Below are 11,865 nucleotides of genomic sequence, written 5' to 3'. Positions count from 1 at the left end.
GAGGCCTCGGCGGCGGACGCGGGGGCGGCGGCCTCGGTCGCCGGCCCGGCGGCTGGCTGGCAGGCGGCGAGCGCCGACAGGGCGATCACGAGGGTGAGGTTTTTCAGGCAGGTCTTCATGTCGCGGGATTGTCCTGTTTCGAGGTGAAGAAACTGCCGACGCTGCGCGACAGCGGTTCGTCCAGGGGTTGGCGCAGGTGGTCGAGCGCGCGCAGGGCGTCCCGGCCGATGGGATCGTCGAAGCCCGGCAGCGCCGCGGCGACGCCGGGCACGCGCAGCGACAGGCGCTCGTGCAGCTCGCCCAAGCGGACGGTGCGGAGGTCGCGACTGAGCAGCCACGCGCCATCTTCTGCGCGGCGCACGATGTCGAGCTCCGCGAGCCCGGCCAGCATGCGCCGCAGGTGGTCGTCGGTGAGCATCGGCTCGCAGTCCTGCAGCTCGAGCATGTGCAGGCCGCGGCCGTTCGCGCGCGCCTGCTCCAGGCGGCCCAGCAGCCGCAGGTAGCCGTAGAGCTCGGTGCCCGGCGGCAGCTGCAGCGCCCGCGGCTGGTAGCGGAAGGACGACAGCGAGGCCGCGAACGACGCGCCCAGCAGCACCACCACCCAGCTAAGGTAAAGCCACAGCATGAAGATCGGCACCACCGCCAGCGCCCCGTAGAGCTGCTCGTACGAAGGCACGCCCAGCAGGTAGGCCGCGAAACCACGCTTGGCCAGCTCGAACAGCAGCGTCGCGAACAGGCCGCCCGCCAGCGCGAACCGGAACGCCACGCTGCGGTGCGGTATCAGCCAGTACGCGCAGGTGAAGGCCAGCAGCTCGACCAGGTTCGGCAGGTACGTCAGCAGGCGCTCGCGCCAGCTCAGCGACTCCACGCCCGACAGCGCCGGCAGCGAGAACAGGTAGGAGGTGACCGCCAGGCTGGCCACGGCCAGCAGCGTGCCCAGGGTCAGCAGCGTCCAGTACACCAGCAGCCGCACCAGCCGCGTGCGTGGCGTCGGAACGCGCCAGATGCGATTGAAGGTGGCCTCGATGCTGTACATCGTCAGGATCAACGACACCAGCAGCGCCACGACGCCGGTGAGCGTGAGCTTGCTGGTGCTGGCGGCGAAGTCGCGCAGGTAGTCCTCGACCACCCGGGCCGAGCTGGGCACGAAATTGGAGAACACGAAGTTGGTGAGCTGCGCGCTCCAGGCGTCGAACACCGGGAACGCCGACAGGATGCCGAATACGACCATGCTCAGCGGCACCAGCGCGAACAGGGTGGTGTAGGCCAGCGCGCCCGCGGTCTCGAAGCAGCGGTCGTCCAGGAACCGCGTCCACAGGAAGCGGGAGAACGACCGGATCCGCTCCCGGTCGATGCGGTCCCACCAGCGGCGAAGATCATCGATCAGCGTCATCGCCCGATGGTAACAAAGCCCGGGGCGACCGCTCCGGCAGGCCCGCGCCGTGACCGCGGGCACGGTCGCCACGGCAGTATTTGGCGCATCATGGCCGGTGCCCAGGCTTCGGCCGCGCCATGGAGCTCACGCACCGGGCCAACCTCCTTCTCCACTGGATACGCGATGCTCGGCCTGCCCTCAAGAATCAAGCGCTGCCGCCAGGACGCCGGACTGTCCCAGGCGAAACTGGCGGAACAACTGGGCGTCGGCCGGAGCGCCGTGGCCCAGTGGGAGCGCGACAACGACACCAGCCCCACCGTCCGCCACCTGGCCAGGATCGCACTGGCCACCGGCGTGTCCTTCGAGTGGCTCGCCACCGGGCGGGGGGCCCGTGTCATCGGCGGCAAGGGCGAGGACCCCCCCGCCTTCGTGCTCGACTATGTCGCGCAAAGCGAGGCCGAAGAGCGCCTCCTGATAGCCTTCCGCCAGCTCGACGCCCTGGCCCAGCTGCCGGTGCTGGCGCAGGTCGAGGCGCTCGTGAATCCGGAGCGCTGACCGGCCGCACTCGCCCGGTCTGCTAGTCTGCGCGGGTTTCCAAGCCTTCCGGAACCCGCACGCATGCCCGATATCCTGGTCCTTTACTACAGCCGCGGCGGCTCGGTGGCGCAGCTGGCGCGGCACATCGCGCGCGGCGTCGAGGAGGTGCCCGGCATGCAGGCGCGGCTGCGCACGGTGCCGCCCGTGGCCCCGGTGACCGCCACGGCCGCCGCGCCGGTACCCGACGAGGGCGCGCCCTACGTCACCACGGCCGACCTCGCGCAGTGCGCCGGCCTGGCGATCGGCAGCCCGACCCGCTTCGGCAACATGGCCGCGCCACTGAAGCACTTCATCGACACGCTGGGCGCGGAGTGGGCGTCCGGCACCCTGGTGGGCAAGCCGGCGGCCGCCTTCACCTCCACCGCCAGCCAGCACGGCGGCCAGGAGTCGACGCTGCTGACGATGATGCTGCCGCTGCTGCACCACGGCATGGTGATCGTTGGCATCCCCTTCACCGAGGCGGCGCTCAACACCACCCGCACCGGCGGCACGCCCTATGGCGCCAGCCACGTCGCCGGGCCCGGCGACGACCCGCAGCCCTCCGAGGAAGAGAAGCTGCTCGCCCGCGCCCTCGGCAGGCGCCTGGCCGATACTGCCCGGAAGCTGCAGGCATGACGCCGATGACGCGGCTGGCCCGGGCGTCGATCGTGGCGCTGATGGCACTGGTGGTGGCCTGGCACGGGTTCCTCGCCCCACCCGCGCAGTCCTCGCCCTGGGCCATGGCGGCCTTCTTCGGTGCGCCGCTGCTGCCGGCGCTCGTGCTGGTGCTGCTGGGCCATCGCAAGGCCGGGTTCTGGGGCGCGCTGGCCGCCCTGCTCTACTTCAGCCACGGCGTGATGGTGGCCTGGAGTTCGCCCGGAACGAGGATGCTGGGACTGCTCGAGGCGCTGGTATCCACCGTGCTGGTGGTGTCGGCAAGCTGGGACGGCATGCGTGCCCGGCTGGCGAAGCGGGCCGCCCCGCCCACCGTATAATCCCGGCATTGCGCCGACGCTAGGGATACGCCATGGAAGAGCTGCTGATCGTCACCACCGGCGGCACCATCGACAAGGTCTACTTCGACGACAAGTCGGACTACCAGGTGGGTGAGCCGCAGATTGGCCGCATCCTGCAGGAGCTCGGCGTCGCGTTCCGCTTCACGGTCATCCCGATCATCCGCAAGGACAGCCTGCACATCACCGCCGAGGACCGCGAACTCCTGCGCGCGACCATCGCCGCGCAGCCGGCGCGACACGTGCTGGTGACGCACGGCACCGACACGATGGTCGATACCGCGCGGGTGCTGGCCAGCCTCGCCGACAAGACGATCGTGCTGACCGGCGCGCTCAACCCGGCCCGCTTCCGCGGCTCCGACGCAGAGTTCAATGTCGGCACCGCGGTCGGCGCGGTGCAGTCGCTGCCGCCGGGCGTCTACATCGCCATGAACGGGCGCATCTGGGATCCGGCGAAGGTCCGCAAGAACGTCGCCGCGAACCGTTTCGAAGCCGCGGGCTAGGCCGCCGCCCCGGCCTCAGTAATCGCCCGGGGCGGCGCTGAACGTCACCGGCACGGTGAGGGTGGCGCTGCCGCCCGACAGCAGGCTCACCGACAGGGAAACCACGCTGCCGCCGGCGACGCCGCCGCTGGCGGGACAGGACGAGCCCGCGCTGGCGACGCAGGTCCACGGGGCCGACAGCGTGACGCCTGCCGGCAGGTTGTCCAGCACGGTGGCGGCATTGGCGATGCCGGGACCGGCATTGCTCACCACGATCGTGTAGCTGGCATTCGAGCCCGGCGCGTAGGTACCGCTGCCGTCGCTCTTGGTCACCGACAGGCTCGGGGCCAGCGGCGAATTGGTGAGGGTGCAGGTGATGTTGTCGCCCGCCAGCGGCGTCAGCGGGAAGCTGGTGCCGGCGCCGGACGGCAGCACGGTGCTGGCACCCGCGCGCGCATTGCTGCAGGCAATGCTGCTGCCGTAGGCCGCCAGCGGCGACACGCTGCCGGGCGCCATCGCCTCGGACAGGGTGTATGCGCTGCCCGGCGTCGCGGTGGCGACGGTCACCGTGCCGCCGGTGACGGTCGCGGCGCTGCCGGTGGTGTCGGCGCTGCCGCCGCCCGCTCCGGTCACCGTCATGCGGAACTGGTCGCTGGCCGACAGCCGCGCCCCCGACAGCGCCTTCGAAAGCACGATCCGGGGCGCGATGCGGGCATTGGTGACCGTGCAGGTGATGATGTCGCCGGCGGCATAGGAAAAGCCCCAGCTCGGCGCGCTGCCGGTGATGGTCACCGCCGCCGGGGCATCGGGCCTGGCGTTGCTGCAGGCGATGCTGCCGGCGTACTGGTTGATCACGGAGGGGCTGCCCGGCGCCATCGCATCGGTGATGTTGTAGTTGGCGGTGAGCGAAGGCAATGCGATCGGGCCCGTGCTGGCGCTGGTGCCCGTGCCGGCCGTGGTGGCGCTGCCCAGGGGCGTCGACGGTAGCTGCAGCACGCCGACCGTGAACTGGTCGCCGGCATCGGCACGGGAGCTCACTGACTTGAGGACGGTCACCGTCGGGGCGCGGGCGGCGTTGGTGATGGTGCAGGTGATCCGGTCATTGGTCGCCGGCGTCAGCGTCCAGCTCCCGCTTGCCGCGAAGCCGCCGGGCAGCACCGTCGGGGAACCCCCGGTGGCGTTGCTGCAGGCGATGCTGGGATCGAACTGGCTGAAGCCGTGGGTACTGCCGGCCTGGAGCAGCTCCGAGAGCGTCACCGGGATGCCGGGCGTGACCAGGTTCTCGCCGGTGCTGGCGCTTGCGTTGGCCGTTCCCGCGCCCAGGCCGGTGCTGGCGCTGGCCACCAGGTTGCCGGCCTGGTCGATGTTGATGGTGAAGCCGCTGCTGCCGCCCACCGGGCGCGAGGCCACCGCCTTGACCAGGGTCACGCGGGCCACGATCTCGGTGATCGTCAGCGTGTTGTTGACCTGGGCGCCGCCGCCGCAGGTCGCGGTGCTGGCGAGCAGGTAGGGCGGCGGCGCGGCGGCGGGCGTGGGCAGGTTGAAGGTGATGGTCTCGTCGGGCTCGGGGATCGCGTCCGCCACCAGGGTCACCGGCAGCACGAACTCACTGCCGTCGTAGACGCCGGCCGGCACGGCGATGTTGAGCGTGGTGCTGTTGCCGGGCGTCGTGTAGTCGACGCCCAGGGTGGCGGTGCCGCCGGTGATGTTGACGACGACCGTCATGCCGCCGGCCGGGACGGTGCCGGAAACGCGGATGCGCGGGATGTTCGCGCTGCTGGCGGCGGTGCTTTCGGCCTTGGTGTTGGTGGGCTGCACGAACTCGACGAAGGGTCGCAGGCTGATCTGGATGTCGTCGAGGAAATTGCCGACCGTGGTGCTGCCGCTGCCGGTGGAAATGGCCTGGAAGCCGAGGTTGGTGGTGCCGGTCGCCCCGGTGTAGGTGAAGGTGCCGCTGTAGTCACGCCAGCCATTGGGGCCGGCCACCGAGGTCGCCGTGCCCTGGCTGGTGACCAGCACGCCGCCGGTGCCGGCACTGGTGGTGCCGACCCGCACGATCTGGTTCGGGCCTACCAGGTAGGACATCACGTCCTGCACCGTCGTGCTGCCGCGCCCGCGGTGGCTGAAGACCCAGTTCACCTGCTCGCCATTGAACAGGCACACCGACTGCGACAGGCGCGACGGCGCCGAGGCATTGAGCTCGACGTGCTGCGTGCCATTGCGCGGCGGGGTGGCGTTGAAGCCGTTGGTCCAAAACTCCATCGCCGGCCCCGTTGCCGGCGCGCCGGGGATGTTGGCGTTGCTGCAGGTCAGGGTCTGGGTGGCGATGACCGGGTGGTCGGTGGTCCAGCCCGGCACGATGCTTTCACTGATGAAGCGGAAGCAGGCCGGCGCGCCCAGCGCCGGCTGCTCGAACCCCAGGTTCACCAAGGTGCGCTGCACCTGGGCCTGCGCCGCCGGCGCGAGTACCAGCGCCGACACCAGGGCCCCAGCCAGCCAGCGGCCGGGCAAGGCGTTTGCCATCAATACGTCCCGGTCACATTCAGGAACCAGCCCTTCTGGTCGTAGTCGAGCACCGTGAGGTTATCGCTGAAGCTGGTGAAGTTGTAGCCCAGGCCCAGGCGGAAGTTGTCGCCGAGGTGGCGGTCGACGCCCACCAGCCAGCCTGCGCGCTGGCTGTCGTTCTCGTCCACGCTGAGCCAGCGGTATTCCGCCAGTGCGTCCCACTTGCGATGCAGGTTGTAGCGGGCCTGGACCGCGGCGAAATCGGCGGTGGTGTCGAACCAGGGGCCAGTGGAACGGGCCAGGCGCGCCTCGCCTGCGCGGTGCGCGAGCTTGCTGGCGACCTCCCACTGCCTGGTCAGGCGATAGATGCCTTCCAGGGACAGGATCCGCGAACGCTGGTCGTAGTCGGCCAGGGTGTCCTGGCCGAGGCTGCTGAGGTCCTGCAGGTAGCTGAACTTGCCCAGCAGGGACAGGCGATCGTTCGTGGCCGGGCGATAGGCGAAGCCGATGTTGCCCTCCACGAACCGGGCGTTGGCAAGCGGATCGACCGCATCCTCGGTGTCGCCGTAGTTGAAGCGCGCGGCGATCCGCCAGTCCTCGTTCACGCGCCAGCCCAGGCGATTGGTGCTCACCCACTGGGTGCGCTGCTCGGCGCCGCTGTCCCGGCGGTACTCGAGCTTGCTGTTCCAGCTCACGGCCTGGTCGGTGCGGCCGCCGCTGAGGCTGACGGCCTGGCGATCAACCCGGCCCAGCGCGGACTCCAGCTCGGCGTCCTGCAGGGTGAAGCCCAGCGTCCAGCCCAGCCCGGGGAAGAAATCCATGCCGTAGGTGTGGGCGATGCCGCTTTCCTGGCGCGCCTTGAGGAACTGGCTCTCGTTGAACAGGTTGACCTGGTCCGAGATGCGCCAGCGCTGGCCAAGGGTCAGTCCGGTCGGAGCGCTGCCGTAGAGCGGATCCGCGGCGGTGGTGTCGGTGGAAACGGTGTAGCTGCCGTACAGCGCATGGCGGTCGTTGAGCCGGTACTCGCCATTGAGGCTGGCCGAGTCGCCGCGCTGCCCCGAGGTCACTTCCGCGCCCAGCGTCGAGAGGCTGGCGAAGGAGTAGCGACCGCCGAGGGTGACCGCGTCGTTGCCGGCATAAGCACCATCGTCGTCGTCCAGGGTGACCTGGCCGGTGCCATAGAGATCCAGGGATTCACCGATGCGATGGCTGTAGCGCAGCGCCGCGAGGGCACCGGTGCCGGCCACGCCGCCGCGGGTTTCGGTGACGCCGCGAAGCTCGCCGGTCAGCTGGCTGGCCTCCGACAGTCGCCATTCGGCCATCAGCTGCGCCTGCTCGACGCCGTCGGCGCCGCGGTGGGCATCGCTGTAGCGACCGCTCAGTCGCAGTGCGTCGCTGACCTGGCCCGCGAACTCGGCGCCCTGCTCCTCGATCGGCAGGCCGATGTCCTGGCGGGCGACCGAGAAGCCGGCGTCGAGGTTCCGCCACCATGCGCCCAGCGTCCACTCGCGGGTGGTCAGGCCACGCTCGAGCAGGTTGACGCGGGCTTCGATGCTGCGCGCGTCACCTTCGCGGTTCGCGGCCACGGGGTTGAGGCGGGAGAAGCTCAGGCCGCCGTTGTCCGAGAAGAAGACCGCGGCGCTGGTGGCCTCGGTGCGGGCCTGCTCAAGCTTGAGGTAGGTGCCGCGGCCGGCCTGCAGCGTCAGGTCCACCGAGGCAAGGCGATAGTCTTCGCCGCTGCGCTGCTCGTCGACGTAGGTGCCGCCCAGGGCGACATGTTCGCCGAGCCAGGTGCGGCCGCTGACGCCGGCGGTGGCCTGGTCGGTGGAGAAGCCGGCCGGGATGTATTCGTAGTCCACCAGCAGGCGGTTCTCGAAGCCGTCCAGCGGGGTATCGCGGATGATCGTCGGCAGGTTGTCGCGGACGATCTGCAGCAGCGGGCGGGTCAGCAGCAGGCGGCCCTGCAGCTCGTCGATCTCGTAGTCGACGTCGCGCACCAGGTCGACCCGGGTCTCGACGCGGCCGGTGAGCGGATCGCGCACCTCCAGCACCACGTTGTCCGAGCCCGGCAGGACGTCGGTGTGGCGCAGGTAGTAGAGGCTGCCGCCGGTGCCGAGGAACTCGCTGTGCCCGGGCGCGCTCTGCGCCTCCGAGCCGAAGGCGCGAAGGGTGCTGCGCGCCTCGCCCAGGGACGTGGACGCGCGGCTGCGCCAGGCGATGGCGCCGCCGTAGAGGCTGCGCACGTACTGGCCGTACTCGGTGCCGGTGAATCCGGTTTCGTAGTTTCCCCACAGCGCCTGGCTCTTGTCCCAGTCGACGCGGACGTAGAGCTTGCCCTGGGTGTCGACGTCGCGGTAGGTGGTCGAGTCGTCGCCATAGACCGGGTAGTACTGGTCCGGGTCGAGCCGGCGGAAGACATCGCGGGCATCGGGATCCAGGAAGCCGTCGAAGAGCTCGCCGACCTCGTTCTCGCGCGTGTCGGCCTGGGCGGTGACCAGGTATTTCCCCTGGACCTTGCCCTTGAGGTACATCGCCAGGCGACCTTCGGTGATGACGTCGTCGTAGCGGTCGTCGACGCCCACCGGCACCACGGCGCCGCTGATGCTGTTGCCCGACACGGTGACGTCGGCCAGCGCCACCACGAACAGGTAGCGTCCGGTGACCTCCACGTCGAGGGTGCGGCGCACCGTCTGTTCGCGGTCGCCGACCTCGATCTCGAAGCTGTGCTTGCCGACCGGCAGCAGGAACTCGGCGGCGAACTTGCGGTCGAGGTCGACCGGATAGGCACGACCGTCGATCCGGAGCGTCTGGCCCTCGGGAATGTCCTGGCCGACGATGCGCACGCGCGAGCCGTAGATCGGGATGTTCTGCTGGCGCAGGTTGCCCTGCCCCAGCACGGCCTCGGTCAGCCGGCGCTGCTCGACCTGCTCGGCATCGAGGCTGCCCAGGCGCGGGTCCGCCTGGTTGCCCAGCGCCTGCTGGCTGCGCAGGACGTCGTCCGGACGCACCAGGGTCAGGCGGTTCGGGAAGGTCTCGTCGGTGCTGCCATCGGCCGCGATGGCGCGCAGCACGTACTGCAGCTCGTCGCCTTCGCGCAGGGCGGGCACACCCGGCAGCTCGCCGCTCCATTCGACTTCGCCGACGGCCACGGCCGGCAGATCGAGGGTGGCGATCGGGGACACCCGGTCGGTGTCGGTGCCGCGATAGATCACGAGCTGGTGCCTGGCCGCGAACGCCGGGTAGTTGCTGTAGCTCATGAAGCGCACCGGCTTGGTGATGCGCCCCTCGCTGAAGGGCACCAGCGGGCTGGCCTGGACGTTGAGGTTGGGCTGGGCCAGCTGTGGGTCCTCGGTGGCCCAGAGCATCCCGCCGCCCGGCAGGTCGATGGCGAACCGGCCGCGCACCTCGGTCCGGCCGGCCGGGGTGTGCGCGACGTCGACGCGGCGGTCCGACTGCAGCTGGGCGTCGTCGCCCGGCCGCGACTCGGCCTCACCGCGGCTGCGGACACGAAGCACTATGCCGTCGGCGTCCGTGCAGCCATCGGCGTCGCAGTTCACTGCGGCGCCCGCATCGGCGGCGTCCTGCGCCCAGGCAGGCGTCGCCAGTCCGGCCAGCAGGCCGATCAGGGTGTAGTCCAGCAGCTTCATGCGCGTCTTCACGACTCGGCTAATCCTGTTCACAGGCCCGCTCCCGGCGCGGCGGCGCCCTCTGTCACGACCCGAAGCCGGGTGCGTTGCCCTGGTGTCATTCGTGCCTCGATCGCCTGGCGCACGGCTTGCGCACGGCGCAGGGACAAGGCCTCGTTGTAGTCGGCGTCGCCACGGACGTCGGCGCGACCGGTGATCACGATCTCGCCGCAGCCGCAGGCCGCGTCGGTGATGGCGCGGGCGATGGCGTCGAGCAGCGGACCGCTGTCGGCACGGAGGGCGTCGCTGTCGGTATCGAACAGCACGCTGCCGATCTCGATCGTCTCGCCCACCGACAGCAGGCGAGCCTGGTCGGCCTCTAGCACGTCGATGCGAACGCGGGTGGCGGCCTGCTCGCCGAGCAGGTCCCGCAGCGCCTCTCGGACCGCGACCGCGCGGTCGACGGCCAGCGCCTGCTCGCCCGAGACGGTCTGGATGCTGACTTCACCGCCGGCGTGGCGGCTCAGCTGGGCCGCCATCTCCTCGATCACCGGCCGGAACTGCGGCCGGATCTCGCGGCTGCCCGGGGCGAACACCACCGTGCCCAGCTCGAGCTCGACCACGCGGGTGGCCGCCGGCGCTGGCGGCATCCGCACGCCGAAGTCGAAGCGGGTCGGCACGGCCGGGGTGATGCGGCGCATCAGCGGATTGGCCGTCGTGAACTCGACGCCCTCCGGCAGCGTGCTCGGGTCGACCTTGACCACGAAGTTCTGGCCGCGCATCTGGTTCGAGACGACCAGGCCCTCGATGTGGAAGCGGCCCTGGGCATCGGTCTCGGTGACGAGGCCTTCCACGGTCGCCAGTCGGACGCCCGGGATTCCGCGCTCGTCCTCGTCCTGCCAGCCGTCGCCGTTGCGGTCGTCGAAGACCTTGCCCCAGATCCGCGTCTGCTCGAAGTCGGCATCCAGGCCGGCGCCGGTGACAACGGACGCGGCGGCGGTGTTGCTGACCGCGATGCCGGCCTGGTAGGCGGTGGCCTCGTTGACGTACTCGCCCGGGACCAGGCCCGCGCCGACGCGCAACAGGTAACGGATGGTCGCGGTGCCGCCGACCGGGATGTCGATGCCGGAGAAGGTGATCGGACCCGTGCCGCTGGCGACGGCGAGGTTGTCGCCATCGACCACGGTCATGCTGCCCGGCACGTAGGCGAAGCCGCGCGGCGGGACGTCGACCACGTCCGCGGCCACCACCGGCAGGTCGCCGACGTTGATGACCGTGAGCGTATACGCCACCAGCGAACCCGCGTTCACCTCGCGCGCAGCCACCACCTTCTGCAGCCGCAGCTTGCCCGCCAGCGGCACGACGTTGATCGTGACGATGGCCGTGGCGCAGTCGCCGTCGGCGTCGCAGACCTGGTACGGGAAGCTGTCTGGACCGACGAAGCCGGCGTTGGGCGTGTAGGTGAAGCTGCCGTCCGGGGCCATGACCACGGTGCCGTTGGCGGGCTGCGACACCACGGTGTAGGTGCTGCTGACGTTGCCCGGCGTGTCGTTGCCGGAGGCGTTGCCCGGGATCGGGGAGCCCTCCGGGCCGGTGTAGCTGTCGTCCACCGCGATCGGCGCGATGTCGCCGGTGACGACGATGACGGTGACCACGGCGTCATCGCAGTTGGCCGGGTTGAGGATCTCGCAGATCCGGTAGGTCACGGTGTAGGTGCCCGACGGGATGCCCGGCGCAACCGTAACCTGGCCGGTGGCCGGATCCAGCGTGACGTTCGGGTGGCTCGAGGTCAGCGGGGTGATGACGACCGACGCCAGGGTGGCCGGCACGCCGTTGAGCGTGTCGTTCACAAGGACGTTCGGCACCGCGATCCCGCCCACGCCACCATCGGCGACCGTGCCGGTATCGTCGACCGCATCGATGATTGCGGCACCGACCGTGACGGTCACCGTTGCCGTGTCGCAGTTGGTCGGGTTCAGGACTTCACAGATCTGATAGACGAGCGTGTAGGTGCCCGCCGGGGTACCCGGCGCGACGTTCACCGCACCGGTGGCCGGATCGATCGTGACGTTCGGGTTGCTGGTGCTGACCTGGGTGATGGTCACGGTCGCCAGCGTGGCCGGCGAGCCGCCCAGCGTGTCGTTGACCAGGACGTTCGGGACGGCCACACCGCCCGCGGCGCCGCTGGCCACCGTGCCCGTGTCGTCGACCGCATCGATGACCGCGGCACCCACCGTGACGGTCACCGTTGCCGTGTCGCAGTTGGTCGGGTTCAGGATTTCGCAGAT

8 protein-coding genes are annotated in these 11,865 nt (G+C 70.4%); 4 read left to right on the top strand and 4 right to left on the bottom strand.

From position 1 onward, the window contains the following. Positions 1–115 precede the first annotated feature (115 nt). The gene (locus Q0C12_RS13080) at positions 116–1,393 is read right to left on the bottom strand and encodes a YihY family inner membrane protein (RefSeq protein WP_290890897.1); all 1,278 of its coding nucleotides are present in this window, start codon (positions 1,391–1,393) and stop codon (positions 116–118) included. Positions 1,394–1,558: 165 nt separating this feature from the next. On the opposite strand from Q0C12_RS13080, the gene Q0C12_RS13075 reads away from it, so the two are divergent. The 4 genes from Q0C12_RS13075 (at position 1,559) to Q0C12_RS13060 (ending at position 3,467) form a co-directional block, all read left to right on the top strand. Then, positions 1,559–1,930 carry a helix-turn-helix transcriptional regulator gene (locus tag Q0C12_RS13075; protein ID WP_290890895.1) on the top strand — a complete coding sequence of 124 codons (372 nt, stop codon included), beginning with the start codon at positions 1,559–1,561 and terminating at the stop codon, positions 1,928–1,930. 63 nt (positions 1,931–1,993) lie between these two features. After that, entirely contained in the window at positions 1,994–2,587 is a 594-nt protein-coding gene (wrbA, locus tag Q0C12_RS13070) for an NAD(P)H:quinone oxidoreductase (protein WP_290890894.1), read from the top strand. After that, positions 2,584–2,946, top strand: a complete 363-nt coding sequence (locus tag Q0C12_RS13065) for a DUF2069 domain-containing protein (RefSeq protein WP_290890892.1) — start codon at positions 2,584–2,586, stop codon at positions 2,944–2,946. The genes wrbA and Q0C12_RS13065 overlap by 4 nt, the downstream gene beginning before the upstream one ends. A gap of 32 nt (positions 2,947–2,978) precedes the next feature. Continuing rightward, entirely contained in the window at positions 2,979–3,467 is a 489-nt protein-coding gene (locus Q0C12_RS13060) for an asparaginase domain-containing protein (protein ID WP_290890890.1), read from the top strand. 15 nt (positions 3,468–3,482) lie between these two features. On the opposite strand, the gene Q0C12_RS13055 is transcribed toward Q0C12_RS13060, so the two are convergent. From Q0C12_RS13055 to Q0C12_RS13045, 3 genes are all read right to left on the bottom strand, one after another. Further along, positions 3,483–5,969, bottom strand: coding sequence for a hypothetical protein (locus Q0C12_RS13055; RefSeq protein ID WP_290890888.1), 2,487 nt, complete (start codon positions 5,967–5,969; stop codon positions 3,483–3,485). Next, positions 5,969–9,610 carry a hypothetical protein gene (locus tag Q0C12_RS13050; protein WP_290890886.1) on the bottom strand — a complete coding sequence of 1,214 codons (3,642 nt, stop codon included), beginning with the start codon at positions 9,608–9,610 and terminating at the stop codon, positions 5,969–5,971. Before Q0C12_RS13050 ends, Q0C12_RS13055 begins: the two co-directional genes overlap by 1 nt. Before the next feature lie 17 nt (positions 9,611–9,627). Further along, the coding region (locus Q0C12_RS13045; protein ID WP_290890884.1) for an Ig-like domain-containing protein at positions 9,628–11,865 on the bottom strand (2,238 nt) is incomplete at its 5' end.

It is taken from the genome of Arenimonas sp. (assembly GCF_022842045.1).
In the GTDB taxonomy this organism is placed as follows: Bacteria; Pseudomonadota; Gammaproteobacteria; order Xanthomonadales; family Xanthomonadaceae; genus Arenimonas.
This window is presented reverse-complemented; position numbering and strand designations above follow the sequence as displayed.

Bases quoted from the DNA above. Each gene is read 5' to 3' on its own strand.
- Q0C12_RS13055 (WP_290890888.1), bottom strand. From the start codon at position 5,969: ATGGCAAACGCCTTGCCCGGCCGCTGGCTGGCTGGGGCCCTGGTGTCG.
- Q0C12_RS13080 (WP_290890897.1), bottom strand. From the start codon at position 1,393: ATGACGCTGATCGATGATCTTCGCCGCTGGTGGGACCGCATCGACCGG.
- Q0C12_RS13075 (WP_290890895.1), top strand. From the start codon at position 1,559: ATGCTCGGCCTGCCCTCAAGAATCAAGCGCTGCCGCCAGGACGCCGGA.
- wrbA (WP_290890894.1), top strand. From the start codon at position 1,994: ATGCCCGATATCCTGGTCCTTTACTACAGCCGCGGCGGCTCGGTGGCG.
- Q0C12_RS13065 (WP_290890892.1), top strand. From the start codon at position 2,584: ATGACGCCGATGACGCGGCTGGCCCGGGCGTCGATCGTGGCGCTGATG.
- Q0C12_RS13060 (WP_290890890.1), top strand. From the start codon at position 2,979: ATGGAAGAGCTGCTGATCGTCACCACCGGCGGCACCATCGACAAGGTC.